This is a genomic window from Ruegeria sp. BE1 (assembly GCF_056538885.1).
Genome location: NZ_JBQFTY010000004.1, coordinates 178483 through 203932 on the forward strand (window position 1 = coordinate 178483; position 25450 = coordinate 203932).

General features: G+C 59.4%; 23 protein-coding genes. 12 read left to right on the top strand and 11 right to left on the bottom strand.

What is annotated here, in order from left to right:
- Positions 1-2: 2 nt before the first annotated feature.
- Positions 3-527 (bottom strand): CBS domain-containing protein, encoded by a 525-nt coding sequence (locus ACR0J5_RS13705; RefSeq protein WP_480654222.1) that lies wholly within the window; start codon positions 525-527, stop codon positions 3-5.
- A gap of 123 nt (positions 528-650) precedes the next feature.
- Here ACR0J5_RS13705 and ACR0J5_RS13710 point away from each other — a divergent pair, with 123 nt between their 5' ends.
- The 7 genes from ACR0J5_RS13710 (at position 651) to ACR0J5_RS13740 (ending at position 8013) form a co-directional block, all read left to right on the top strand.
- Positions 651-836: a hypothetical protein gene (locus tag ACR0J5_RS13710; protein ID WP_480654224.1), complete on the top strand. Its 186-nt coding sequence runs from the start codon at positions 651-653 to the stop codon at positions 834-836.
- A 64-nt stretch (positions 837-900) separates the two neighbouring features.
- The gene (locus tag ACR0J5_RS13715) at positions 901-1926 is read left to right on the top strand and encodes an FAD:protein FMN transferase (RefSeq protein WP_480654226.1); all 1026 of its coding nucleotides are present in this window, start codon (positions 901-903) and stop codon (positions 1924-1926) included.
- 15 nt (positions 1927-1941) lie between these two features.
- The gene (gene nqrM, locus ACR0J5_RS13720; RefSeq protein ID WP_480654228.1) at positions 1942-2184 is read left to right on the top strand and encodes a (Na+)-NQR maturation NqrM; all 243 of its coding nucleotides are present in this window, start codon (positions 1942-1944) and stop codon (positions 2182-2184) included.
- 64 nt (positions 2185-2248) lie between these two features.
- Complete coding sequence (locus tag ACR0J5_RS13725; RefSeq protein WP_480654229.1) at positions 2249-3934, top strand: sulfatase-like hydrolase/transferase; 1686 nt, start codon at positions 2249-2251, stop codon at positions 3932-3934.
- Positions 3935-4021: 87 nt separating this feature from the next.
- Positions 4022-5539, top strand: coding sequence for a 2,3-bisphosphoglycerate-independent phosphoglycerate mutase (gpmI, locus tag ACR0J5_RS13730; protein ID WP_480654231.1), 1518 nt, complete (start codon positions 4022-4024; stop codon positions 5537-5539).
- Positions 5536-6666: a murein hydrolase activator EnvC family protein gene (locus ACR0J5_RS13735; protein WP_480654232.1), complete on the top strand. Its 1131-nt coding sequence runs from the start codon at positions 5536-5538 to the stop codon at positions 6664-6666. Before gpmI ends, ACR0J5_RS13735 begins: the two co-directional genes overlap by 4 nt.
- Before the next feature lie 6 nt (positions 6667-6672).
- Positions 6673-8013 (top strand): S41 family peptidase, encoded by a 1341-nt coding sequence (locus ACR0J5_RS13740; RefSeq protein WP_480654233.1) that lies wholly within the window; start codon positions 6673-6675, stop codon positions 8011-8013.
- Positions 8014-8052: 39 nt separating this feature from the next.
- Here ACR0J5_RS13740 and ACR0J5_RS13745 read toward each other — a convergent pair whose 3' ends face one another.
- The 3 genes from ACR0J5_RS13745 to ACR0J5_RS13755 all read right to left on the bottom strand — a co-directional run bounded on the left by ACR0J5_RS13745 (position 8053) and on the right by ACR0J5_RS13755 (position 10893).
- Positions 8053-9579 carry an MFS transporter gene (locus ACR0J5_RS13745; protein ID WP_480654234.1) on the bottom strand — a complete coding sequence of 509 codons (1527 nt, stop codon included), beginning with the start codon at positions 9577-9579 and terminating at the stop codon, positions 8053-8055.
- A 175-nt stretch (positions 9580-9754) separates the two neighbouring features.
- Positions 9755-10120: a hypothetical protein gene (locus tag ACR0J5_RS13750; protein WP_480654235.1), complete on the bottom strand. Its 366-nt coding sequence runs from the start codon at positions 10118-10120 to the stop codon at positions 9755-9757.
- An 11-nt stretch (positions 10121-10131) separates the two neighbouring features.
- Positions 10132-10893, bottom strand: a complete 762-nt coding sequence (locus tag ACR0J5_RS13755) for a DUF6478 family protein (RefSeq protein WP_480654237.1) — start codon at positions 10891-10893, stop codon at positions 10132-10134.
- Between the two features lie 245 nt (positions 10894-11138).
- Between ACR0J5_RS13755 and ACR0J5_RS13760 the strand changes: the two genes are divergently transcribed.
- From ACR0J5_RS13760 to ACR0J5_RS13775, 4 genes are read left to right on the top strand one after another with little or no spacing between them, the layout of a single operon-like run.
- On the top strand, positions 11139-14246 hold the full coding sequence (locus tag ACR0J5_RS13760; protein ID WP_480654238.1) for an ABC transporter transmembrane domain-containing protein: 3108 nt from the start codon (positions 11139-11141) through the stop codon (positions 14244-14246).
- Positions 14239-15129, top strand: a complete 891-nt coding sequence (locus ACR0J5_RS13765) for a CPBP family intramembrane glutamic endopeptidase (RefSeq protein WP_480654240.1) — start codon at positions 14239-14241, stop codon at positions 15127-15129. Before ACR0J5_RS13760 ends, ACR0J5_RS13765 begins: the two co-directional genes overlap by 8 nt.
- A 58-nt stretch (positions 15130-15187) precedes the next feature.
- Complete coding sequence (gene accD, locus ACR0J5_RS13770) at positions 15188-16120, top strand: acetyl-CoA carboxylase, carboxyltransferase subunit beta (protein ID WP_480654241.1); 933 nt, start codon at positions 15188-15190, stop codon at positions 16118-16120.
- Positions 16117-17391: a bifunctional folylpolyglutamate synthase/dihydrofolate synthase gene (locus ACR0J5_RS13775; protein ID WP_480654243.1), complete on the top strand. Its 1275-nt coding sequence runs from the start codon at positions 16117-16119 to the stop codon at positions 17389-17391. The genes accD and ACR0J5_RS13775 overlap by 4 nt, the downstream gene beginning before the upstream one ends.
- A 75-nt stretch (positions 17392-17466) precedes the next feature.
- Here the strand turns inward: ACR0J5_RS13775 and zapE are convergent, their stop codons facing one another.
- Positions 17467-18525, bottom strand: coding sequence for a cell division protein ZapE (gene zapE, locus ACR0J5_RS13780; RefSeq protein ID WP_480654245.1), 1059 nt, complete (start codon positions 18523-18525; stop codon positions 17467-17469).
- A gap of 150 nt (positions 18526-18675) precedes the next feature.
- Here zapE and ACR0J5_RS13785 point away from each other — a divergent pair, with 150 nt between their 5' ends.
- Positions 18676-19914, top strand: a complete 1239-nt coding sequence (locus ACR0J5_RS13785) for an MFS transporter (RefSeq protein WP_480654246.1) — start codon at positions 18676-18678, stop codon at positions 19912-19914.
- Here ACR0J5_RS13785 and ACR0J5_RS13790 read toward each other — a convergent pair.
- From ACR0J5_RS13790 to ACR0J5_RS13815, 6 genes are all read right to left on the bottom strand, one after another.
- A complete protein-coding gene (locus tag ACR0J5_RS13790) occupies positions 19911-20822 on the bottom strand; it encodes an ornithine cyclodeaminase family protein (RefSeq protein WP_480654248.1) in 912 nt (303 codons plus the stop codon). The two genes, ACR0J5_RS13785 and ACR0J5_RS13790, sit on opposite strands and share 4 nt — an antisense overlap.
- Complete coding sequence (locus ACR0J5_RS13795) at positions 20819-21439, bottom strand: HAD family hydrolase (protein ID WP_480654250.1); 621 nt, start codon at positions 21437-21439, stop codon at positions 20819-20821. Before ACR0J5_RS13795 ends, ACR0J5_RS13790 begins: the two co-directional genes overlap by 4 nt.
- A gap of 147 nt (positions 21440-21586) precedes the next feature.
- Positions 21587-22042, bottom strand: coding sequence for a YaiI/YqxD family protein (locus tag ACR0J5_RS13800; protein WP_480654252.1), 456 nt, complete (start codon positions 22040-22042; stop codon positions 21587-21589).
- Entirely contained in the window at positions 22039-23496 is a 1458-nt protein-coding gene (gene sthA, locus ACR0J5_RS13805; RefSeq protein ID WP_480654254.1) for a Si-specific NAD(P)(+) transhydrogenase, read from the bottom strand. Before sthA ends, ACR0J5_RS13800 begins: the two co-directional genes overlap by 4 nt.
- A 3-nt stretch (positions 23497-23499) precedes the next feature.
- Positions 23500-24333 carry an S-formylglutathione hydrolase gene (fghA, locus tag ACR0J5_RS13810; protein ID WP_480654256.1) on the bottom strand — a complete coding sequence of 278 codons (834 nt, stop codon included), beginning with the start codon at positions 24331-24333 and terminating at the stop codon, positions 23500-23502.
- Between the two features lie 105 nt (positions 24334-24438).
- Positions 24439-25368, bottom strand: a complete 930-nt coding sequence (locus tag ACR0J5_RS13815; protein WP_480654258.1) for an AEC family transporter — start codon at positions 25366-25368, stop codon at positions 24439-24441.
- Positions 25369-25450: the final 82 nt, after the last annotated feature.

Below are 25450 nucleotides of genomic sequence, written 5' to 3' on the forward strand. Positions count from 1 at the left end.
GGTTAGCCGACGATCATCTGCTTCATCCGAAGTGCCTCATATTCCAGCTCTTTCAGGCGGAAATGCACCACGTCTCCGATGGTGATGACCCCGCACAGGTTGCCGTCGCGCAAGACAGGCATGTGGCGGAAACGGCCTTCGGTCATGGTTTTCAGAACATCGTTCAGCCGGTCATCCGGCGTGCAGGTCTTAACGTCCTGCGTCATCAGATCCTCGACGGATTGCGGCAGGGTCTGACCCGGCGTATCAGCCATCCGCCGCACAATGTCGCGTTCGGACAAAATACCCTGCAACGCCCCGTTCTGATCCGTCACAAGGACGGCACCGATCCGCTTGTCCCGCAACGTATTGACCACCGAATGGATCGTGTCGGCGGGCCGGACCGAGAATACCGCATCCCCTTTACCTTCAAGCAGCTTGGCCACGGTGGTTTGCGACGTCGACAGGTTTGACTCTGTCGATTGGCTATATGTGGACTTGTCAGCCTTGTCGCCACGCGATGGGGACTGGTAAGAGGTTGGGGCCATGGGCAATCTCCTTATGGTTCTTGCAAAGTCTTTCCCTTTCACCTTAGCGCAGCTAAACGACCTGTATAGGGTGCATTTTTGCTGATCGGCAGAAACCCTGGCCAAAAAAGGACACGTAAGCCTTTGAGCGATCTGTATCTTACCCCGCCTGTAGCCGTGTTGATTTTCTTTGTGGTGGTGGTCTGCGGCCATAATTTCCGCATGGCCTGGAAACGACAGCCTCCGGGTTGGAAAAAACGCGCCTGGCTGTTTGGGGTGCCTGCGGGGGTTGGTCTGCTGGTCCTGGGCTTTTTGCCGCTGAAATTGTAGGGCTGGTTTGACTCTGACAAAGGTGGCTGGCATATGCCGGGCACTTGTATTCAGGAGACCTCAGATGCGTCTTGTGCCTGTGCTGGCCGTCCTTACATTTTTGTCCGGCTGCCTGTTTGACAGCGAGCCCGAAGTGGTGCGCCTGTCGGGCGAAACCATGGGTACAACGTTCAACATCACAGCGATTGGTGAGGATCTGGACGAAAACGCCCTTGCGACTGCGGTTCAGGAAACGCTGGCGGACGTGAACGCCAAGATGTCGAACTGGGATCCCAATTCCGAGGTTTCGGTATTTTCCGCGTCAACCAGCACCGATGCTGTTGCGGTGTCGGATGAGTTTGCACTGGTCCTGGCGGCCGCAAATGACGTGCACGCCAAAACCGACGGGGCGTTTGACGTCACACTTGGCCCTCTGATCGAACTGTGGGGCTTTGGGCCGCGCACACCGGAAGACCCGGTGCCCTCGGACGCCGAGATCGCCGCAGCGCTCAGCGGTGTGGGCCAATCGCGCCTGTTGTCGCTGGACACTGACGCGGGAACGCTGGTGAAATCCGACCCTGCGGTCGGGATCAACCTCTCCGCGATTGCCAAGGGCTATGGCATTGACGCGGTGGCCAAGACCCTGCGCGACGCCGGGATTGAGGATTATCTGGTCGAGATCGGCGGCGATCTGGTCACCAAGGGTGAAAACGACAAGGGCGAAGCCTGGCGGATCGGTATCGAAAAGCCGCAGACCGGCGCGCAAACCCCTCAGCTGATCGTCTCGGTCGGTGATCTGGGGATGGCCAGTTCGGGTGACTACAAGAATTTCTTTGAGCAGGACGGCGTGCGCTATTCGCATATCATCGACCCGACAACAGGCCGCCCGATCACGCACAGGACCACCTCGGTCACGGTTCTGGCCGAAAACGCCATGATGGCCGATGCCTGGGCCACGGCGATGCTGGCATTGGGTCAGGAAAAGGGCCTGGAACTGGCCGAAAAGCATAAACTTGCCGTGTATTTCATCTCGCGGGATGTGACAGGTGGCGAAGATGCCTATATCACGGTACACAGCACTGCGTTCAAAGACGCGCTTGGCACCAACTGACCGGTAGGACCCAAAATGAGCACCTTTATTCTGGCTTTCATTCTGCTTGCCCTCGTGATGGTGGGGATGTCGTTGGGTGTGATGCTGATGGGTAAGACCATCAAGGGCAGCTGTGGCGGCCTGAATGCGATTTCGGGCGCAGACAAGTGTGTTGTCTGCCAGAAGGATGTAGATCCAGACTCGCCTCTTCGCGATCAGCTTCAATGCAAACGCGCCGAGAAAATGCTAGAGCAGATGGAGCGTGAAGCGCAGGCGTAGTTTACGCTTCGCCGCAGACCGAGAATTGGTTAGCTTGCCCCCTGACTAAAAGGGGGGCGCTGCCTTGGCCAAAGCCAAAAACATTCTGTTCATCATGTTCGACCAGCTGCGCTGGGATTACCTGAGCTGTTACGGCCATCCGCATTTGCATACCCCAAATATTGACCGTTTGGCCGCGCGGGGTGTGCGGTTCGATCGCGCCTATATTCAGTCCCCCATCTGCGGCAGCTCGCGCATGTCCACTTATACGGGCCGGTACGTGCATTCGCACGGGGCGTCGTGGAACGGCATCCCGCTGAAGGTGGGCGAAATCACCATGGGCGACCATCTGCGCAGGGCAGGGATGGATTGCTGGCTGGTCGGCAAAACCCATATGCGCGCGGATGCCGAAGGCATGGCGCGGCTTGGGCTGGAACCTGACAGCCTGATCGGTGCCCGTGTCGCCGAATGCGGATTTGATGTGTTCGAGCGTGACGACGGCATGCGCCCCGAGGGCCCGGATGGGTTTTACGACCCGGATGGGGCGAAGGAATACAACAAATACCTCAATGAAAAAGGGTACGACAGCGATAATCCGTGGCATGACTTTGCCAATTCCGGTCTGGATGCGGATGGCAACGTGCTGTCAGGCTGGTTCCTGAAAAACGCGTCCGAGGCGGCCAATATTGCCGAAGAGGACAGTGAAACGCCTTATCTGACCGGACGCGGCATTGAGTTCATGGAAACCCACGATGGTCCGTGGTGCTGCCACCTGAGTTTTATCAAGCCGCATTGGCCCTATATCGTGCCGGAGCCCTATGCCTCAATGTACGGGCCCGAGCATGTGCTGCCGGTGGTGCGGTCCGAGGCGGAACGCGAAAATGCCCATCCGGTGCTTCGGGCCTTCATGGATACTTTGATCGGCCAGACGTTTTCGCGCAAAGACGTGCGCGATGCGGTGATCCCGGCCTATATGGGGCTGATCAAGCAGGCAGATGACCAGATGGGGCGTCTGTTCGATTGGATGGACCAAACCGGCCGGATGGAGGACACGATGATCGTGCTGACTTCGGACCACGGCGACTTTCTGGGCGACCACTGGATGGGAGAGAAGACGTTCTTCCACGACGCCTCGACCAAAATGCCGCTGATCATCTATGACCCGTCCCCCGAGGCCGACGCGACACGTGGCACGGTCAGCGACGCGCTGGTGGAATCCATCGACCTTGCCCCGACCTTTGTCGAGGTTGCTGGTGGTCAGGCCGCGCCGCACATTCTTGAGGGGCATTCACTGCTGCCCATCCTGCACGGACAGCGGGCTGAAACACCCCGCGACGTGGTGATTTGCGAATATGACTACTCGGCCTCACCCATTGCCGACATTCTGAACGCGTCGGTGCGGGATGCGGTGATGTTTATGGTGGCCAACAGGAAATGGAAGCTGATCCATTGCGAAGGTGATCATCGGCCTCTGCTGTTTGATCTGGAAAATGACCCGGATGAGCTGGTCGATCTGGGCGACAGCCCCGATCATGGCGATGTCATCGCCCAGATGTACGATCATCTATTCACCTGGGCCCGCCGCCCATCGCAGCGCACCACCCGGTCCGCGCAACAACTGATCGACATGCGCACCAAAAGCCGGGGCACGGGCGTTGTGCTGGGGATATACGACGAAAACGACATCCCTCTGGATCTGACGGTAAAGTACCGGGGCCGCAAAGCCCGCCCATTTGGCGCGTTAACAGGCAAAGACAAGCCGCGCCATTAATTCTGTGCAGCTGGCGGCAAAAGGCGGTTCACCCGCCGGTGGTCAGGCGATACAAGACAAGGCAGAGCAGAAACCCGGAGAGCCGAAATGACCGCCCCCAAACCCGTTGTCCTGTGTATTCTCGATGGTTGGGGGCTGTCGCAAGACACAAAGGCCAACGCGCCCTATCTGGCGAACACACCGACATTCGACGCGATCATGGCCAAGGGGCCGCACGCGACTCTAATCACGCATGGTCCCGAGGTTGGGCTGCCAAGTGGCCAGATGGGCAATTCCGAGGTCGGTCACACCAATATCGGCGCGGGCCGCGTTGTTGCCATGGATCTGGGACAAATTGATCTGGCCATCGAGGATGGCTCGTTCTTCGACAACGATGCGCTGCAGGATTTCATTGCTAAGGTCAAAGCCACCGGTGGCACTGCGCACCTTATGGGGCTGGTGTCGGATGGTGGGGTCCACGGGCATCTGAACCATATCGTTGCCGCAGCCAAGGCAATTACCGATGCAGGCGTGCCCGTTGCGCTGCACGCCGTAACGGATGGGCGCGACGTCGCGCCGAAATCCGCGCTCACCTACATTGCCGAGCTTGAAGAGCGTCTGCCCGAAGGCGCGCGTGTCGTGACGGTCAGCGGGCGCTATTTCGCGATGGACCGCGACAATCGCTGGGAACGCGTCAGCGAGGCCTACGGCGCGATGATCAAAGGGCAAGGCAGGGCGGCGGCTTCGGCCCATAGCGCGGTTGATGCCGCCTACAATCAGTCGGAAACGGACGAATTCATCGTGCCTACCGTTCTGGAAGGCTTCGATGGCGTGAAAGATGGCGATGGGGTCTTCTGCCTGAATTTCCGTGCGGACCGTGCCCGTGAAATCCTGCGCGCGATTGCCGAATCGGGTTTTGCCGATTTCGACACCGGTCCGCGCCCGAACCTGTCGGCGCTGCTGGGCATGGTGGAATATTCCGGCGGCCACAACGCCTATATGACTACCGTATTCCCCAAACGGGACATCGTGAACACGCTGGGTGAATGGGTCGCCAAAAAGGGCCTGCGGCAGTTCCGTCTGGCTGAGACCGAGAAATATCCGCATGTGACCTTCTTCCTCAATGGCGGTAAGGAAACGCCCGAGGACGGCGAGGATCGCTTTATGCCCAAATCGCCCAAAGTGGCGACTTATGATTTGCAGCCCGAGATGTCCTCGGCCCAGGTGACAGCCAAATTTGTTGAGGCGATTGAGGCTGGGTATGACCTGATCGTCACCAACTATGCCAACCCGGATATGGTCGGCCATACGGGTGATCTGCAAGCCGCGATCAAGGCGTGTGAGGCCGTGGATCAGGGGCTGGCGCAGGTGGTTGCAGCATTGGAAAAGGCTGGGGGCGCGATGATCGTCACTGCCGATCACGGCAATTGCGAGGTGATGGTCGATCCTGAAACCGGCGGGCCGCACACGGCGCATACGTTGAACCCGGTGCCCGTGGCCTTGGTCGGTGGGCCAAAGGGTGCGAACCTGCGCGACGGGCGCCTGTCCGATCTGGCGCCCACCCTGTTGCAATTGATGGGTCTGGAACAACCGGCCGAGATGACCGGGCAGAGCCTGCTGTCATGAGGCTGTGTGCACTGGTTCTGGCGTCTTTTGTTGGCGCGCAGGCACAGGCCCAGACCGACCCGTCGACAGCAGCGTTGGACGCGGCGCAGATGCTGGAAGAGGCGTCTGTCGCGCTGACCGAGGCCGAGCGCGCCCGCGACAGGGTCCGCGCGCTGACCGATACCATCCAAGCCTATGAGGCGGGCCTGTCCGCGATGCGCGAGGGTTTGCGCCGTGCCGCCACGCGAGAGGCACAGTTGACCGCAGAACTACGCGTGCGCGAAAAAGAAATCGCGCAATTGCTGGGCGTCTTGCAAACGATTGAGACAACGGCTCCGCCTGTTCTGATGTTGCACCCCTCGGGGCCGCTGGGATCAGCGCGGGCGGGCATGATGTTGTCCGAGGTCACGCCAGGTCTGAACGCCCGCGCGCAGGCGTTGGCCCATGATTTGCACGAGGTCCGGACCCTGCGCCAACTGCAGCAGAGCGCCTCTGAGACACTGACCGAGGGGCTGACAGGCGTTCAGACGGCACGCACGCAGCTTAGCACGGCCATTGCGGACCGCACCGACCTGCCGAAACGCTTTGTCGAAGACCCGGTGCGCACGGCCATCCTGATTTCGTCCACGGAAACTCTGGAAGGGTTCGCCAGCGGCCTCTCGGAAATTTCCGAAGGCGAGATTGCGGAAACCAACGCTGATATCTCCGATCTGAAGGGGCAGATCGCCTTGCCCGCACAGGGTGTGGTTCTGCACCGCGCCGGGCAGACGGATGCCGCGGGCGTGAACCGCCCCGGTGTTGTACTGGCCACCCGCCCGCGGGCAATTGTTACATCGCCCACCGCCGCCACGATCCGCTATCGCGGTCCTCTGCTGGATTTGGGAAATCTGGTGATACTTGAGCCGCAGCCCGGACTTTTATTCGTGTTTTCCGGCCTGCAAGAGGTTTACGGCGACACCGGGCAAGTGATCCCCGAGGGCACTCCGGTCGGGCTGATGCCGGGCGAAACGCCGGAAATCGGCGCAATTTTGTCAACAAGAGGTGATGGCACTGGAACTGACCGGTCAGAAACGCTCTATATAGAGGTAAGACAAGATAACACCCCCGTGGACCCGGAGTCGTGGTTTCGGACCAGCAAGGATGGATAAACGAGTATGAAGAAATTTGTGATGGCCGGTCTGGCCGGAACCATAGCAGGCGTGATCGCGACCACTCAGATCGCCGGCCCGCTGCTGGCGCAAGAGGCCGAGAACAACGCCGGCGTCTATGAACAGCTTGATCTGTTCGGCGATATTTTTGAGCGCATCCGCGCGCAATATGTCGAAGAGGTCGAGCCCGAGGAACTGATCGAAGCCGCGATTGACGGCATGCTCACCTCGCTTGATCCGCATTCCAGCTATCTGTCCCCTGACGATGCCGAACAAATGCGCGTCCAGACACGGGGTGAGTTTGGTGGACTGGGGATCGAGGTCACTCAGGAAGACGGTTTCGTCAAAGTCGTCTCGCCCATCGATGACACCCCGGCGGATGCGGCCGGGATCGAAGCGGGGGATTTCATCACCCATGTCGATGGCGAAAGCATTCTGGGCCTGACGCTGGACAAGGCGGTCGATCTAATGCGCGGCCCTGTCGGGTCCGAGATTGTGATCACCGTTGTGCGCGAGGGCGAGCAGGAGCCGTTCGATGTCACCATTATCCGCGACACGATCAAGTTGACTGCCGTGCGTGCGCGCACCGAAGGCACCAGTGTTGTCCTGCGGGTGACCACCTTTAACGACCAGACCTTTCCCAACCTGCAGGAAGGGTTGAAAGAGCAGATCGAAGAGGCTGGCGGCATCGACAAGGTCAATGGCTTTGTTCTGGACCTGCGCAACAACCCCGGCGGCCTGCTGACCCAGGCGATCAAGGTCTCGGATGCGTTCCTCAACGAAGGTGAGATCGTCTCGACCCGAGGTCGTGATCCGGGGGAGGGCGAGCGTTTCAACGCCACTATTGGTGATCTGGCCGAAGGCAAACCGATCGTTGTGCTGATCAATGGTGGATCGGCCTCGGCGTCGGAAATTGTGGCCGGTGCGCTGCAGGATCACCGCCGCGCCATTGTGGTCGGCACCAAGAGCTTTGGCAAAGGCTCGGTCCAGACAGTGATGCCGCTGCGCGGGGATGGCGCGATGCGCCTGACCACATCGCGGTATTACACGCCGTCGGGCCGCTCGATCCAGGCGCTTGGCGTCAGCCCGGACATCATCGTCGAACAACCGCGCCCTGTGCCTGAGGCCGAGGAAGAAGACAATGACCGTCCCGCGCGTTCCGAGGCCGATCTGCGCGGCAGTCTTAACAATGACAGCCTCAGCGAAGATGAAATCCGCCAGATCGAAGAAGACCGTGAGCGGGCCGAGGCAACTGCCGAACTGCGCGAAGAGGATTATCAATTGGCCTATGCCATCGATATTCTCAAAGGATTGTCTGCCTTCAATCCGAACGGGCCGTCCCAGTAAACCAATCGGGCCGCCCCTTGGGCGGCCTTTTTTCAGTGGTCAGCTTTCCACCTTGTGCAGCTTTTCTTCGTCCAGCAGCAGCGACAGAAGAATGCCCACCGAAACTGATAGTGTGGCAAAAAGGAAAGCCATGTTCATGCCGCTTTCAAACCCGGCTGAGATGGCGCTCTGGACTTTTTCGATGTCAGCGGCGCTCAGCTTGTCCATCACAGCCTTGGACGAGGACGTGGACAGCGTGCTGCCATTGATTGCGCGCTGATCGGCGGCAGACATCTCAATGCCCGCGGCGGTCAGGTTTTCGGCAAGACTGCGCAGGCCGACCAGATACATGATCGCCGTGGCGCAGGCGACCGAGATCGCCCCGTATACAAGATGGGTCATAAAGCTGAGCCCACCCACCAGCCCGGCGCGTTCCGGTTTCACGGCGCAAACGGCTGCCGTGCCCGAAGGCCCGACCGTCAGCGTTGCCCCAAGCCCGATCATGGCCATACCGGGCAATATCTGGAAATACCCAAGACCCGACGGCATCAGAACCACACTGGCTGCCCCGACCGTGGCGCAGGTATAGCCCCAGAACAAAAGCCGCTTTGGCCCGAAGTCATTGTACAGCCTGCCGGACAAGATCGACCCCACCGCCAGCAAGACCGTCAAAGGGGCCAGTCCGATGGCCGATTCAAGGCTGGACCAGCCCAGAACCTTTTGCATGTATTGCGGGAAATACATCAACCCGACAAAAGCGGCCGAGACGTTGAACATGTTCAGCCCCAGCGTGATAAGGAATTCCCGGTTCTGCATCATCTGCGGCATCAGCAGTGGCTCTTTCACCCGTTTTTCCACCTGCGGGAAAAAGGCAAACAAGGCGGCGCTGACGACAAACAGCATCAGCAACGGGGCCGAGGTCCAGCCCCAATCCGCGCCTACATCCAGACCGTAGAGCAGCAGCAAAACGGCGAAGGACAAGACAACCATTCCGGCAATATCGATATGCTCTCCTTGTTTGTGTTGGGTTTCACGCTGCATCAGCAACAGGGCCGTCACCATAGAAATGGCCGAAAACACTACATTGGCCAGGAAGAACAGCCGCCAATCCCCAAGCGTAACCACCGTACCGCTGATCAAGGGGCCAAAGACATTGCCGCAGGTGACGCCAGACAGGATCAGCCCCATAACCATTGCGCGATGCTCGGGCGCTGAGACTTTGGTGGCCCCAAAAGCCAGAGTGCAGGGCCAGACGCATCCTGCCCCGATACCCTGTAACGCGCGGGCGATGATCAGGAAATCCAGGCTGGGCGAGAAAAAGCACATCACAGATGAGAACAGAAAGATCGCCAGCCCGATCAGCATCATCTTGCGATGACCATACATATCGCCCATGCGCCCCCCGGCGACCATGGTCATGGCAAAGAACAGCGCGTAGATGTTCAGAACCCACTGCGTGCTTGTGATATCGGCGTCAAAACTGTTCTCAATCGCTGGAACCAGGATCAGCGCGCCGGTAAAATCGATGCCGATCCCAAACCCTGTCACCATAAGCGCGATGACCTTGACGATGCTGCTGCGATCCATGAGCTTGCCCAGTTTGTTGCGGCTGAGGCAAGGATGCACGGGAATCCGTTGAAAAGATAGGGACTTACCCCCTAAAGCGTTTCGGGTTTAACTTGAGACACGAATACCCTGCCACGCCTGCGGCGTTCTCGGGACATTCGTGTCACAGAGTGTTTCAGGTAAAACCCAAAGCGCTCTAGCCAGACGCGCTGCTGTTTTGTACCCGCCGAAAGGCGCGTTTCAACATGTCCAACTCGGCCCGCAGCAATTCAACCTCGGCCCGGAGGTCATCTGCTGCCGGTGACCCGGAAATGATCGTCACATCACCCAGCTTTTCAGCACTGTCCGCATCGGTGATGACACAGCAATGTACTCCGTCGGACAGCGCGGACTGAGGAACGGTAAACTGGATATCCCAGCCGTCCTGTGCTTTGGTAACGCGGACGTCGTCTAAAGGCTCACCCTGATACAGTACGGCCAGTTTGGGTTCGCTCGCCCTGCGCAAGTGCCCTTGCCAAAGGCCATCTTTGAACCGAACGGGTGTCAGATCAGAATGCATCATGGTCACAGCTCTTATAAATCGGCGCGGTGGTGGCGGCACAGAGTCAGATCGCGCAATGAAACGCGATTCATGCCGGGGTTTTCGAAAATCAGATCCAACCAGATCTTTTCGACACGCGCCTCGTTCAGCGGTAAATGCGCAAGATCGAAATCGATCGAATTAGAGTGCTGAGACAGATCCAGCTTGCGCAGAACCTGTTCGGTGTTTGGCCCATGTTGGATGTTCAGGCGCGCGAATGCCTCTAACGTGTGTTCCGACTCGATCACAGCATCCATCCGCATCAGGTGCTGTTTGGTCAGCCCCTGCGCGGCCTCGGGCGGCAGTTCGACCGACAGGGACAGAAACGAGCCTTCGAATCCGAACACCTCGATCATCAGCCGAAAGGGTGCCAGGTCCTTTTCGTGCCGGTTCCGGGCCTGCCGCAGGGCAATTTCGGCCAATGGGCAATCGTGAAACAGGGTCGTTTGCGGGTCCATCCTCGTCTTGCGCGCGGCCGAGGCCACACCCGATCGCGCCAGAGGTCCGCGCCACAGGTCGGGTCGCCAGCACCAGTCCGTTCCCAATGGTTTGGGGAACTGATCCGATCCTATGCGTGGGCGGGCCAACCGACCATCCGCCTCGTGCACGACCCGATCCAGAACAAAACGCAATCTGCGCGCTTCATCCCGCTGCAGGCGCAACCCAGGCTCGGTCTGTGCCCCGACATCGGTCAGGGCTTTGCGCCAGCGGGCGACAATTCGGCGGTGAATATAGCGATCCAGAAGTCTGCCCATGGCCCCATCGTTCAGAAGTTGCCCCTGTTTAGTCAAAGACAGTGCAGGGGTGAAAGGTGAATAAAACAGATTAAGATCGAATTCTCGCAAATTCGTGAACCGGAAAAAGGGTCAAAGCCTCTGACAGTTCTTTGCGCGCGCATCGAAATCTTGCATTCCCCTGATCCAATGCGTACCGTCTGACACCTGATTGCTTTGGGTCACCCAGAATAACGCATCCACTAGATTTGAGGTTGGACCGGGGCATGGAACCCACTCTGTTCGCATTCATTTGGAAACACTCAAAGAAACAACAGCTTGTGTTGCTGTTTCTGACTGTTCTGTCCTTTCCGTTTCTCTACGCCTCGCTGGAATTGCCCAAGCAGATCATCAACGGGGCGATCGGTGCCCCCAGTGATACGGTGACGGTCCTTGGGATCTCGGTCACGCAGGTGCAGTATCTGATGGTCCTGTGTTTTGCCTTTCTGGCAACCGTGATCGTCAGCGGGTTGATGAAAATGCGCATCAACACGATGAAGGGCATCCTGGCCGAACGCATGCTGCGCCGCCTGCGATTTACCCTGATTCACCGCACCATGCGATTCCCCAAATCGTATTTTGCAACCACCAGCCAGGGTGAGCTGGTGTCCATGATCACCTCCGAGGCCGAGCCGATGGGCGGGCTTATGGGCGATGCCATCGCACAACCGGTGTTCCAGTTCGGTCAGATGATGACCATCGTGACCTTTCTGTTCATGCAGAGCGTCTGGTTCGGTCTGGCCAGTGTTGCGCTGATCCCGCTGCAGGCCTGGCTGATCCCGAAGCTTCAGCGCCAAATCAACCTGTTGAACAAGGAACGCATCCAGGAAGTGCGCAGCCTCAGCTCTGAAATCGGGGAAAGTGCGGCGGGCATCAGTGATCTGCGCACCAATGGCGGCTGGCGCTATCGGCTGGCGCAGTTCAGCCACCGTCTGGGCCGTTTGTTCGAGATCCGCTTTAAGATCTACAACAAAAAGTTCTTCATGAAGTTTCTCAACAACCTCATCACGCAGATGACGCCGTTCCTGTTCTATTCAGTAGGCGGCTATCTGGCGATCAAGGGTGAGGTGACCGTCGGCGCGCTGGTGGCCGCGCTTGGGGCCTATAAGGACCTGAGCGGCCCGTGGAAGGATTTGCTGACCTACTACAACCAGGTGCAGGATATGTCGCTGCGGTGGGAGGTTGTGACCGAACGTTTCGCGCCCTCGAACATGATCCCCGAAGAGCTGTTTACGGGCAAACCCGAGGTGATCCCACGCCTGCGCGGTGAGATTGAGCTGCACAATGTGACGGTGCGCGACAATGACGGCAAGACCATTCTGGAAGACATCGATCTGACGATCCCGAAAGGCGCGCGCGTGGCGATTCAGTCGGATCACGCCTCGGAACGCAACGCGCTGGCTCAGGTTCTGACCCGCGAGGTCCTGCCGGTACAGGGTGAGGTCATAATGGCGGGTCATAACCTCAAAGACCTGCATCAATCGGTGATCGCGGCGCGGATCGGATACGCCTATTCGCGCCCCTACCTGTTTGACGGCACTTTGGGCGACAACCTGTTGATGCCGCTGCGCCCGCATCCCCAGCACGAGGCCGAAGCGACCGAGACGCCGAGCCGCTGGCAGATCGAAGCGGCGCGGGCCGGGAACCCGACGGATTCGCTCAGCGACGAATGGATTGATCCGGGTCTGGCTGAGCTGGACGATATCGAGGACATCCGCGACTGGTGGTTCAAACTGGTCGAGGCGATGGGTATCGACGAATTCATGCTGCGCCGGACGCTGCGGACACGGTTCGACCCACGGGTGCATCCGGTTTTGGCGGAAGAGGTCGTGAAACTCCGCGACACGGTGGCCGAGCGGCTTAAGGAAAAGGGGCTGGACGGGTATGTCTATCGCTTTGATCCGGACCGCTTTAACCCGGCGGTTCCACTGGGCGGGAACCTTCTGTTTGCCACACCTTCGCGGGACATCACCCCCGATTTTCTGGCCGGTGACCATCGGTTCCGCAACCTGTTCGGCATGCACGACCTTGCCGATGATGCAATGACCATGACCAGCTCGGTGCTTGAAACGCTGGATCAGGCTTTTGGTCGCGATGGTGCGGATCACCCGCTGTTTCTGCGTCTTGGCATGTCCAAGGACATGTACCACCGCCTGCTGGACATCAAAGACCGCCGCAAATCAAAAGGCGACCAGGCAATCACTGAGTTTGAACGCTCGTTATTGCTGACACTGCCGTTTCTGTTGACGGCGGAACAGATCGGCCCTGATTTCCCCGAGGAATACAAAGACCGCATCCTGTCCATCCGCCGCGACCATTCGGAACGGCTGCGGGACGCTTTGGGTGACATGTTCGTGCCGCTGTCGCCGGACGCTTATCTGCCGCGGCTGACGGTGATGGAGAACGCGATTTACGGGCGGGTGTCCCTGTTGGCCGGGGCCTACGCCGAAGAGATCGAGGATGTGGTCGCACAGGCCATCAACGAGGCCGGGCTACGACGGCGGGCGGCCTCGACCATGTTCGATCTGCCGACGGGGCTGGGTGGGAACAACCTGCCAACCGTGTTTCAGGAACGCGCGGCGTTTTCGCGGGCGGGAATCAAGCGGCCGGACATTTTGATTCTGGACAAGGCGCTTGCCAGCCACGACTCCGAGAGCCGCCTGCGCACCCGTCTGCGGCTGCGTGAGTTGCTGCCAGAGTCGATCATGATCTTCATGGAGGACCATTTCGCCCATCCCGAAGCCTATGATCTGTTTATCGAGATCAAAGAAGGGCGGATTGACGGTGTCTCGCGGACTCAAACCCGCCACGAAGACAGCCCCTCGGCAGATCTGAGCAAAAAGCTTGAGATCATCGCCTCCACCGAGCTGTTCTCGGGCATTGACGCACGTAACCAAAGGCTGCTGGCCTTTTCGGCGCAATGGTTTCATGTTGCGCCCGGCCAAATGATCTTTTCCCGCGGGCAAGTGCCCGACGCTGCCTATTTGTGTATTGCAGGGCAGGCCAATCTGATGTGGCCCGAAGAAGATGGCGGGTCGCGGACGATCTCAATCATCGAACCCGGGCGTCTGATTGGGGATCTGTCGATCATTACCGGCGACGTACGCCAATTGGATCTGGTTGCCGAAACCGAGTGTACCTTCCTCCGAATCGGTGCGGAAGAGCTGCGCGCCGTTGTCGAAAGCGACGCCTCGGTCGCAGTTCAGCTGCTGGAAACGGTGGCCGGGTACCTGACCACCTTGTCCCACCGGATCAACACCGCGCAAACCCCGTCGGATATCTTCGCGGACGAGCCGCGCTCGATCCAGGGCGAAAGCAGCGACCAGAATGCGTGAGCCCGCCGCCTATTCCGCGCATGAGCAACTGGTGGCCACCGCCCGGGCCCGGCCCGAGCTTTGGCGTCTGCTTGCAGGTCTGGTCATAGTCGTTGCGCTTTACATGGCGCTGAACTCGGTCCTGTTTGCCGCTATCGGTGGAATGCTGTCGCCGGATCAGGCTCAGGGGTTCCTGCGGGGCACAACGCCTCTGGCCACACTGGTGCTGCTTGGCAGTTTCGGGTTTCTGACTGTCGGTGTTGCGGTTGCCGTGCAAAAAATGCACCACCGTTCGTTTTCCGACATTTTGGGGCCGCGTACCCTGCGCCGCCTCCAGTTCTGGCAGGTTTTGCTGGCATTGGCGGCCGTAGGCATCGCAATGCTGCTGTTGCCGCCCTACGGGATGGGCGAGCCGTTGACACAGAATCTGACGTTTTCGAGCTGGCTGTTGCTGCTGCCATTCTCAGTAACGGCAGTCCTGATTCAGACCAGCGCCGAAGAAATTCTGTTTCGCGGCTATATTCAACAGGCTTTGGCGGCGAGATTCCGGTCTCCGATCCTGTGGATGGGCCTGCCGTCGGTGTTATTCGCCGCCGGTCATTATGCGCCGGGCGTGTCCGGGGACAACGCGGTTCTGATCACGATCTGGGCCTTTGTCTTTGGCGTGATCGCCGCGGATCTGACAGCCCGATCCGGCACACTGGGGCCTGCTATCGCATTGCATTTCATGAATAATGCGTCGGCCTTACTGTTCATCTCGTTACCTGAAACCCTCAGTGGGTTGGCCTTGTATCTGGTGCCCTATGAGATGTCCGAGGCCGATCAACTGCGCCAGTGGTTGATGGTGGATTTTGCGGTCATGATCGTCTGCTGGCTTGCTGCGCGTCTTGCACTCAGGCGTTGATTGCATTTACTTCCGTTGCGTCTTATTTGACGTCAACGCCGCATAACAAGGTTCCGACATGAACTGGATCACAAACTACGTCCGCCCCCGGATCAATTCGATCTTCTCGCGCCGCGAGGTGCCCGAAAACCTTTGGCACAAGTGCGACGAATGCGGCACGATGCTGTTTCACCGCGAGTTGGCAGAGAACCAGAATGTATGCACCCAGTGCGATCACCACATGGCGATCACACCGCGTGACCGGTTCACGCACCTGTTTGACGGCGGTATTTTCACCGAGGTCGAGGTGCCCGCACCCAAAGACGACCCGCTGCAATTCCGTGATCAAAAGAAATACCCTGACCGCATGAAAGCGGCCCAGAAAAAGACCGGCGAAAAAGAGGCGATGTTGGTCGCCGCCGGTGAAATCGGTCGCACGCCGATCATTGCCGCCGCGCAGGATTTCTCGTTTATGGGCGGATCGATGGGTATGTACGTGGGCAATGCCATCATCGCTGCCGCGCAAGAGGCGGTAAAGCTCAAGCGCCCGCTGATCCTGTTTTCGGCTGCCGGTGGCGCACGGATGCAGGAAGGTATCCTCAGCCTGATGCAGATGCCGCGTACTACTGTGGCGGTTGAGATGCTGAAAGAGGCAAACCTGCCCTACATCGTCGTGCTGACCCACCCCACCACCGGTGGCGTGACTGCGTCTTACGCAATGCTGGGTGACGTGCATATTTCGGAACCCAATGCGCTGATCTGTTTCGCTGGTCCCCGCGTGATCGAGCAAACCATCCGCGAAAAGCTGCCCGAAGGGTTCCAGCGCGCCGAATACCTGCTGGACCACGGCATGCTGGACCGCGTGACCAAACGCACCGAGATGCGCGAAGAGCTGATCACCATCACTCGCATGCTGATGAACCAGCCCCCGGCGGTCAAAGGCGACCTGCCTGCGCCCGAGCCCGAAGACGCCCCTGTCGATGCACCCGCCGAGGACGCGGCCGAGAAATGACCAACCAGACCTCGGACGTCATCCTCGACCGGATGATGGCGCTTCACCCCAAGATCATCGACCTGACCTTGGATCGCGTTTGGCGTTTGCTGGCCGCACTGGACAATCCGCAAACCAAACTGCCGCCGGTGATCCACATCGCTGGTACCAATGGCAAAGGGTCGACCCAGGCGATGATCCGCGCCGGGCTTGAGGGGGCAGGGCTGTCGGCCCACGCCTATACCTCGCCGCATCTGGCGCGGTTCCACGAACGTATCCGTCTGGCCGGAGAACTGATTTCGGAACCCGCCCTGACCGAGGTGCTGGATGAATGCTACGCCGCGAATAATGGCGAAAACATCACCTATTTCGAAATCACCACCTGCGCCGCCCTGCTGGCCTTTGCCCGCACGCAGGCCGACTACACGCTGCTTGAGGTCGGGCTGGGTGGCCGTCTGGACGCCACCAATGTGATCAACGAACCTGCCGTGACGGTGATCACGCCGGTCTCAATCGACCACGAACAGTTCCTGGGCGACACGCTGGGCAAGATCGCCGCCGAAAAGGCAGGCATCATCAAACCCGGCGTGCCCTGCATCGTCGGCCCGCAGCAGGACGAGGCGCTTGAGGTCATTGAATACACCGCCGCCCGCCTTGGCGCGCCGCTGCTGATCCACGGCCAGCACTGGCACGTGCATGAGGAAAACGGACGCCTGATCTATCAGGACGAAACCGGTCTGCGCGACTTGCCGCTGCCGAACCTGCTGGGCGCACACCAGATTCAGAACGCAGGCGCTGCGCTCGCTGTTCTGCGCCACCTGAACCTTGGCGATGACGCCTATGAGGCCGCCGTGACCCGCGCCGAATGGCCCGCGCGGATGCAGCGCCTGAAAACCGGCCCGCTGGTTGATTCCGCGCCACAGGCCGAACTTTGGCTCGATGGCGGGCACAACGCCGCTGCCGGGATTGCGCTCGCTGACGTTCTGGCCAAACTGCCTGCCCGCCCGACGCATATGATCTGCGGCATGCTCAACACCAAAGATGTCACCGGCTATCTGGCCCCGCTGGCTGGGCAGGCACAAAGCCTGACCGCCGTGTCCATCCCGGGTGAGGCCGCAACCCTCAGCGCCGAAGACACCGCCGCCGCCGCGACCAAGGTCAACCTGCCCGCCACCACAGCAGACAGCGTTGCTGAGGCCCTTAAGGCCATCACCACCCAAGACCCGCAGGCCCGCGTGCTGATCTGCGGTTCACTCTATCTGGCTGGCCATATCCTGCGCGAAAACGGCTGAACAAATCCCGCGCAGCTTCATCTGTCCAAAAATATCCCGGGGGAGTCGCGCAACGCGCGGCGGGGGCAGAGCCCCCTATTTCCCCCAATCCTGATCCTGCATTTCCCGCAGGCGTGAGGCGGTGCGCTCAAACTCGAACGTCCCTTCGCCCTCAACATACAACATCTCGGGCTCCGCTGCGGCGGAACAGATCAGCCGGACCTTCGCCTCATAAAGCGCATCGATCAAAGTCACAAAGCGCTTGGCCTCGTTGAAATTGTTGCGCGACAGGCGGGGGATATCCTCCAACACCAAAACCTTCAGTTCCTCGGCAATCGCCAGATAATCCGCAGGCCCCAGCATCCGTCCGCACAGATCATAAAATGACGCCCGCGCCACCCCGTTGCGGAACGCAGGTAGTTCAACCGAGCGGCCCTTGACCTGCAGGATCAACGGCTCAGCCGCGCCACCTGACAAGTCGTTCCAGACGCTGCGCACGCTCTGCCGCGCCTCGGGACCAATCGGGGTGAAATAGACCGGTGCACCTTCCAGACGGTTTTGGCGGTAGTCGGTGGGTGAGACCAGTTCCCACACCTGAAGCTGGTCCTTGATATGCGCGATAAAGGGCAGGAACAGCTGCCGGTTCAGCCCGTCCTTATAAAGATCGTCCGGATGCCGGTTCGAGGTCGTAACAACCACAACCCCGCCTTCATACAGCAGATCGAACAATCGGCCCACGATCATCGCATCGGTGATATCGGTGATCTGCATCTCGTCAAAGGCCAGCAGTTTGACCGATTTCACGACCTCCTGCGCAACCGGGGCCAGCGCATCCTCTACCCCATCCTGACGGGCCTTGTGCATGCCTGCGTGGATCTCCTGCATGAAGGCATGAAAATGCACGCGCCGCGCGGGAATATCTTCCAGCGCATCCACGAACATATCCATCAACATGGACTTGCCACGCCCGACTCCGCCCCACAGGTACAGCCCCTTGGGCGGCGGGGGCGCTTTGCGGAACAATCCGCGTTTGACCGGAGTAGCAAGCGCTTCGCGAATACGCTCAAAATGCGGCAGCACCGCCTCTTGCGCGTCATCGCGCGTCAGGGTTCCGTCGGCAATGCGGGCATCGTAAAGCGAAATCAAATCCGTCATGGGACTGAGCCATAGCGCCCACGCTGCCCCTTGAAAAGCGGGCAGTTTTCCCGATGCATCAAATTTCCTTACGCGTGACCGCAAATCTGCTGATTTGACGCACGGCCCAAAACCCCTAACGTCCACAAGACCACCGTATCCGAGACACTCATGCCGCAAACCGCTCGCCTTCTGAACCCGATCCTGATCGTCGGGTGTATCATCATCACCGTCAGCTTTGCCGTGCGCGCCTCGTTTGGCGTGTTTCAAATTCCAATCGCGGAAGAGTTCGGCTGGCTGCGCACCGACTTTTCGATGGCGATTGCGATTCAGAATCTGGCCTGGGGAATTGGCCAGCCAATCTTTGGAGCGATGGCCGAAAAGATCGGGGATCGACGTGCGATTGTCCTTGGCGCCCTGATCTATGCTGCCGGGATGGTGCTGTCGGCCTGGTCCGTCACCCCGTTCGAGCATCAGATGTATGCGTGGCTGGTGGGTTTCGGTATCGCGGGGACTGGCTTTGGCGTCGTTCTGGCTGTTGTGGGTCGGGCCTCATCGGATGCAAACCGATCGATGTCACTGGCCATCGTGACAGCAGCGGGCAGCTTTGGTCAGGTTCTGGGTGCCCCGACGGCCGAGTGGATGCTGAGCTTCCTTCCATGGCAGCAGGTATTCATCGTGTTTGCCATAGTTATTTTGGCCCTGATCCTGACGCTCCCGTTTATGCGCGCACCGCAGGTCGCCTCAAAGGTAGAATTGCAAGAGAGCATGGGCCAGATCGTTGGCCGCGCTTTCCGCGACCCGTCTTATGCTTTGATCTTTTTGGGCTTTTTCAGTTGCGGTTATCAACTGGGCTTCGTCACCGCGCACTTCCCTGCCTTTGTCACCGAGATGTGTGGCCCCATCCAGCCCGGAGGGGTACTGCATTCGATGGGCATCACCACGACGTCTGCCCTGGGGGCCATGTCTATATCGCTGATCGGACTGGCAAATATCGGTGGTACGCTGCTGGCTGGCTGGGCTGGCAATCACTTTCCCAAGAAATACCTGCTGGCGGCGGTCTATACCGCCCGTACATTGGCTGCGGCGGTGTTTATCGTCTTCCCGATCACGCCGATCTCGGTCATTGCCTTCTCATTGGTGATGGGATCGCTATGGCTGGCAACCGTACCGCTGACCTCCGGTCTTGTCGCGCATCTCTATGGTTTGCGCTATATGGGCACGCTTTACGGCATCATCTTCTTCAGCCATCAGGTCGGCAGCTTTCTGGGCGTCTGGCTGGGGGGCCGCATGTATGACCAGTACGGAGATTACACGATGGTCTGGTGGATCGGCGTCGCCATCGGCGCATTCAGCGCCATTGTCCACCTTCCGATACGTGAAAACCGCCCAACACTGGCTGCGGCCTAGTCGCCTCGGTATTTGCTGATGATATACCGGCTGGTCATCAAATCCAGATGCGCGCCGCCGCCGTTTTTGAACAGGGTGATCGCATTGGGATCGGGTGCAAAGCGGTCTAGATCATAATAGTCAGCTATCAGGTCTTCGCGGGTAATGACGCCCTCTGCGATCGGTATCTTGATCTCACCAATATGATCGACGGTTGAATCAAAGCTGTCCATAAAGATGCGGGCCCGCTGCAGTGCAAGGTCTTCGGCCTCGCGCATGTCCGGGCGATAGGCCCCGACAAGGTTCAGGTGCTGACCGGGGCGCAGCCATTCGCCTTTGATGAAGGGCTCAGTGCTCATCGTGGCCGTCACGATGATGTCCGCGCGGTCCACCGCATCGGGCAGATCGTATTCGACGTCAATACTCCCAAGCCGCGCGGCCAGAGCCTCAGCCTTGGCGCTGGTCCGGTTCCACAAACGGATTTTGGCCTGAGGAAACCCTGCGGAAAACGCTTCGCATAGGGATTGCGCAACCGGTCCGGCGCCAACAACTAAGATATTGCGGCTGTCGGGATTGGCCAGCCGCAGGGCGCCCAACAGGCTATCCCCGGCTGTCTTCCACTTGGTGACTAGGAAAAAATCCACCAAAGCTGCCAGCCGACCATCCGCGTCATCGTAAACACAGACCGACCCATCAATCAGCGGCCGCCCGGCCTGAGCGTTGCCCGGGAAAATCGTGGCGGATTTCACCGCTATCCCCAGCCCGTCAACCCATGCGGATCGGGACAGCAGCGTATCCTCACCCCGGTACAGAAACGTGTCTTCGATCTGTGCTTTGGGCCGTTGGTGACCCTCTGCAATGGCTTCGGTCAGCTCGACCCAGTCCAGATTGGCTTCGCCTTGCGCAAAAGGGATTTGCAGGACGTTCATTGCGCCTCTTCCTTCGTCAGCAACCCCTCGGACACCAGACGGTCAGCCCAGCCCTGCGGTCCTGTGAAATGATGCGTCTGCCAACCACGCGCCTGCGCGGTTTCGATATTCTCGATCCGGTCGTCCGCAAACAGCAACGCCTGAGGGGGCACGCCACAATCTGCCTCAACCATCTCATAGATCGGAACATGCGGTTTTACCGCCTTCATCCGGCCCGAGACATAATGCCGGTCAAACTCATTCAGAAACGGGTAAACGGTTGTTGCATAGTCGAAATTCTGCACCCCGAAATTTGTCAGTGCAAAGACGGGAACACCTTTGACCCGCAGCGCCCGCTGCAACCGGATCGAGTGCGGAATCTCAGGGGCGGCCAGCTCAATCCAATTGTCGTGCCACATACGGATTTCATCGCGCCACGCGGGGTATTTCTCGGCCCAATTGTAGATCGTGTCGGTGAAATGATGCCCCTGATCGACCAGATCGTTCATCCCGTGCAGGTCCACCTCATCGAACATGGCCCGGCGGCGGTCTTCGCCGATGACCTTGTCGTAATAGCGTTCCGGTTGCCATTCGATCAGAACGTTCCCGATGTCAAAAATCACAGCTTCAATTGGCATGTTACGCCCCTGTTGAATCACTTTTTCATTGCCGCCGACTGAACCAACCCCAACCCGGATTGACAAGGCGCAACCGCAGCGCGGCACGCGCTGCCCGGCCCAACGAGAGGACGCGCATCTTTGATGCGCTGACTATCGGCGGGAGGGTTACCGGCGTAGCGCGGCCCGCAATTCCCGCTCCAACGCGTCCAGAAAACGTGACCGATCCGCCTTGCCAAAAGGTTTACCGCCGCCGCCCGCGCCCAACGGGTTTGCTGCGCGCAGGTCAGCCATCAGATCACGCATGGCCAGTTGCTGACCGATATTGGCCTGCGTAAACGCCTCACCATTGGGGCGCAGCACCCGCGCGCCAGCCTCAACGCATTTGGCGGCCAGCGGAATGTCAGACGTCACCACGACATCCCCCGGACCGCAGCGTTCGGCGATCCACTTGTCAGCCTCATCAGCCCCCTCGGCCACGATCACCACCTGCACCAGAGGGTTGGCCGATGGCCGCAGCCCCCCGTTCGAAACCAGCGCCATTGCCACTTTGTGCCGTGTGGCGACCCGCTCGGCCTCGGCCTTGACGGGGCAGGCATCGCCATCGACATAGAGCGTGGTCACGCTTTTTTAGCCTCTTTCTTGGCGGGTTCGGCAGGTTTTTTCTTCACCTTGAACTCTTCGGGGATCGGCATGCGGTTGAACGCGTCCAGCCCGGCAATCTTGTAGGCTTCGGCCAGTGTCGGGTAATTGAACGTGTTCTGAACGAAGTAATCCACCGTACCTTTCAGGTTCAACACCGCCTGCGCGATATGGATCAACTCAGTCGCGCCTTCGCCCACGATCTGCACGCCCAAAACCCGGCGGGTTTTCAGCGAAAACAGCATCTTCAGCATGCCATGTTCCAACCCCATGATATGTCCGCGCGAGGTTTCGCGGAACCGCGCGACGCCGACCTCATAGGGAATCCCTCGTTCCTGTAGCTCTTCCTCGGACATACCACAGGTTGAGATTTCGGGCACTGAATAGATGCCATAGGGATACCAGGGGCTTTCTGGCAGGGTAGGGGTGTCCAGCGCATGGCAGGCCGCAACGCGCCCCTGCTGCAACGATGTAGAGGCCAGCGAGGGGTGCCCGATCACGTCGCCCGTCGCGTAAATATGTGGCACGGCGGTCTGATAGGTTTTCCGATCCACGCTGATCCGGTTGCGGTGATCGGTTTCCACCCCCACCGCCTTGAGGTTCAGCGCCGAGGTTGCGCCCATCCGACCCGCTGCAAACAGCAGCATCTCGGCCCGGACATGGCGACCGTTTTCCAATGTCACCTCGACATGCGAACCCGCGTCCTCGATCTTTTCCACTGCAGAGCCCAAGCGCAGGTCCACGCCGTTTTCGCGGATTTGATGGGTAAAGTCGTGGATCAGGCGGCTGTCGATGAAATCCAGGAAAGTGTCGCGGGGCTCAATCAGTGTCACACGCACATCCAGCGCCGAGAACATGGTGGCGTATTCTACTCCGATCACCCCGGCACCAATCACCACCAGCGAGCGGGGAATTTCCGCCATCTCAAGGAAGTCATCCCCATCCACAACGGTTTTGCCGTTAAAGGGCACATAATCCGGGCGATAGGTCTTTGTCCCGGTCGCGATCAGGAACTTGGCCGCTGTCAGACGGGTTTTGTCGCCTGCGTCGGTGGCGACCTCAACCTCATGCGGGCCGACAAACCTGGCCAGCCCGTTCAGCGTGTCCACGTGGTTACGGTTGAACTGATGCTCCAGCACATCAACTTCGTGGTCCAGCGTCATGTGCAGGCGCGCCTTGAGGTCCTCGGCGCGGATTTGGTCCTTCACCCGGTAGGATCGACCGTAAAAGCTCCGCTCGCGCCATCCCGACAGGTTCAGCACGGTTTCGCGCAGGGTTTTGGAGGGGATGGTGCCCGTGTGCACGGATACGCCGCCAAACCGGTCCTTGCGGTCGATCACCAGAACCCGGCGTTTCAGCTTGCCCGCCTGAATGGCTGCCGACCGACCTGATGGGCCGGACCCGATGATGATCAGGTCATAATCGTAGTCGCTCATGCCTCAGTCTCCGTATAGTGCTTCGGCGTGGAAGGTGATGTGGTCTTCCATGAAGGTCGAGACAAAGAAATACGAATGGTCATAGCCGGGCTGCAGACGATAGGTGGCCTGCTGGCGACGTTCGGCAATGGCCTGTGCCAGCGCTTCGGGGCGCAGCAGATCCATGAACTGGTCGCTTGCGCCGGTGTCGATCAGGATCGGGCCGTCAAAACCGACCTCTTTCATCATGACCGAGGCATCATGCTTGGCCCATGCGGCCTCATCATTGCCCAGATAAGCGCTGAGTTGTTTGCGGCCCCAATCCGCGCCGGTCGGGTTCGATATGGGCGCAAAGGCCGAGACCGAGCGATACCGGCCCGGCAGGTTCATCGCCAGCGTCAGCGCGCCATGTCCGCCCATCGAATGGCCGGTGATGGCCTGACGGTCCATGTCGATGGCAAATTTCTCGGCCAGCAGGGCAGGCAGCTCCTCGGCCACGTAATCCCACATGTTGAAATGCGGGGCCCAGGGTGTCTGCGTTGCGTTCACGTAGAACCCGGCACCCTGGCCCAGATCGTAGTCTTCGTGATCGGCCACGCCTTCGCCGCGCGGCGAGGTGTCGGGAAAAACAACCGCGATGCCTTGCTCGGCTGCCCACGCTTGGGCTCCGGCTTTGGTCATGGCGTTTTCATGGGTGCAGGTCAGGCCGGACAGATACCACAGCACCGGAACCGGGCCATCCTTGGCCTCGGCAGGTAGGAACAGACCAAAGGTCATATCGCATTGGCAAGCTGAAGAAGCATGGCGGTACACACCCTGCACACCACCGAAACAGGCGTTTTCCGAAAGGGTTTCCATCTGGCTGAATCCTTACACTAAGTTCGAGCCATGGCTAACGCCCTCAAAGCCGCACGTAAAGTGCGGCAGCCTTCGGTAAAAGAGTATTTTGCGAAAAGGTGAAGATCAGAGCGTCGCCACCCACGCAATCACGATAGGCACGGTCAGGATGCTTGCGGCTGTGGACAGCAGGATGGCCGCCGACGCCCGATGCGGGGCCACGCCGTAATGCGCCGCCAGCATATAGACATTCCCGGCCACGGGCAGTGCGGCAGCGGCGATGGCGACAGTAGCGGCAAAGGCATCAACAGGCACCACCCATATCAGGACAACCGCGACGCAAAGCGGGTGAATGACCAGCTTGCAAAAGCTGAGCCACGCGGCGACCTCCATGCGTTCGGCAGATTTCGAAGCCAGCGAAGCGCCTATGGCGAACAGGGCACCCGGTGTGGCGGCCCCGCCCAAAATGGTCAGGAAATCGTTCAGCGGACCCGGCACTGGCACCTGAAACGCAGACCACAGCATACCGGCTGAGATTGACACGATCATCGGGTTCTTGATCAAACCCAATCCGATCAGCCGCAGGGTGGCCGGGGTCAAGCGCCCGTCGCGCCCGCCATTGATCAGGATCACGATAAGGGATGAAAACACCACCAGATCGACGGTCAGAACCAGCATCACTGGCCCAATGGCGGCCTCGGACAACAGCAGGGCCAGCATCGGCAGCCCAAGAAAGCCCACATTGCCGATGGCGGCGCATTGAGCTTCGACCGCGGAGGTGGGAATGTCCAAACCCCGCATCCAGGCCACGAATGTCGCCAGCGCATAAACCGTCGCCGTTCCCAGCAGGTAGCCGATCACCAACCGCCCGTTGAAAATCTCGGCAAAGGGCAGGGTGGCGGCAAAGCGGAACAGCATGGCCGACAGGGCAAAGAAAAACACGAATTTGGTCAGGTAGGCCGTTGCCTCTTCGGTAAAGAACCGGCTGCGCCCGGCCCAATAGCCCAGGCCGATGATCGCAAAAAACGGAAGCGTGCGTAGAAAGATATCGACCATGACCAGAGTGTTAGCATTGTTTGACAGCGCGGCAAGCCTCTTGCCAGGGCTGAACCGTGTCACAAGTCGATTGCGCAAAATT

What these genes read in the sequence shown, in the direction of transcription:
- gpmI (WP_480654231.1), top strand. Translation starts at nt 4,022, where the DNA reads ATGACCGCCCCCAAACCCGTTGTCCTGTGTATTCTCGATGGTTGGGGG.
- ACR0J5_RS13765 (WP_480654240.1), top strand. Translation starts at nt 14,239, where the DNA reads ATGCGTGAGCCCGCCGCCTATTCCGCGCATGAGCAACTGGTGGCCACC.
- ACR0J5_RS13785 (WP_480654246.1), top strand. Translation starts at nt 18,676, where the DNA reads ATGCCGCAAACCGCTCGCCTTCTGAACCCGATCCTGATCGTCGGGTGT.
- ACR0J5_RS13760 (WP_480654238.1), top strand. Translation starts at nt 11,139, where the DNA reads ATGGAACCCACTCTGTTCGCATTCATTTGGAAACACTCAAAGAAACAA.
- ACR0J5_RS13775 (WP_480654243.1), top strand. Translation starts at nt 16,117, where the DNA reads ATGACCAACCAGACCTCGGACGTCATCCTCGACCGGATGATGGCGCTT.
- accD (WP_480654241.1), top strand. Translation starts at nt 15,188, where the DNA reads ATGAACTGGATCACAAACTACGTCCGCCCCCGGATCAATTCGATCTTC.
- ACR0J5_RS13735 (WP_480654232.1), top strand. Translation starts at nt 5,536, where the DNA reads ATGAGGCTGTGTGCACTGGTTCTGGCGTCTTTTGTTGGCGCGCAGGCA.
- ACR0J5_RS13715 (WP_480654226.1), top strand. Translation starts at nt 901, where the DNA reads ATGCGTCTTGTGCCTGTGCTGGCCGTCCTTACATTTTTGTCCGGCTGC.
- ACR0J5_RS13750 (WP_480654235.1), bottom strand. Translation starts at nt 10,120, where the DNA reads ATGATGCATTCTGATCTGACACCCGTTCGGTTCAAAGATGGCCTTTGG.
- zapE (WP_480654245.1), bottom strand. Translation starts at nt 18,525, where the DNA reads ATGACGGATTTGATTTCGCTTTACGATGCCCGCATTGCCGACGGAACC.
- ACR0J5_RS13705 (WP_480654222.1), bottom strand. Translation starts at nt 527, where the DNA reads ATGGCCCCAACCTCTTACCAGTCCCCATCGCGTGGCGACAAGGCTGAC.
- nqrM (WP_480654228.1), top strand. Translation starts at nt 1,942, where the DNA reads ATGAGCACCTTTATTCTGGCTTTCATTCTGCTTGCCCTCGTGATGGTG.
- ACR0J5_RS13815 (WP_480654258.1), bottom strand. Translation starts at nt 25,368, where the DNA reads ATGGTCGATATCTTTCTACGCACGCTTCCGTTTTTTGCGATCATCGGC.
- fghA (WP_480654256.1), bottom strand. Translation starts at nt 24,333, where the DNA reads ATGGAAACCCTTTCGGAAAACGCCTGTTTCGGTGGTGTGCAGGGTGTG.
- sthA (WP_480654254.1), bottom strand. Translation starts at nt 23,496, where the DNA reads ATGAGCGACTACGATTATGACCTGATCATCATCGGGTCCGGCCCATCA.
- ACR0J5_RS13745 (WP_480654234.1), bottom strand. Translation starts at nt 9,579, where the DNA reads ATGGATCGCAGCAGCATCGTCAAGGTCATCGCGCTTATGGTGACAGGG.
- ACR0J5_RS13790 (WP_480654248.1), bottom strand. Translation starts at nt 20,822, where the DNA reads ATGAACGTCCTGCAAATCCCTTTTGCGCAAGGCGAAGCCAATCTGGAC.
- ACR0J5_RS13740 (WP_480654233.1), top strand. Translation starts at nt 6,673, where the DNA reads ATGAAGAAATTTGTGATGGCCGGTCTGGCCGGAACCATAGCAGGCGTG.
- ACR0J5_RS13795 (WP_480654250.1), bottom strand. Translation starts at nt 21,439, where the DNA reads ATGCCAATTGAAGCTGTGATTTTTGACATCGGGAACGTTCTGATCGAA.
- ACR0J5_RS13755 (WP_480654237.1), bottom strand. Translation starts at nt 10,893, where the DNA reads ATGGGCAGACTTCTGGATCGCTATATTCACCGCCGAATTGTCGCCCGC.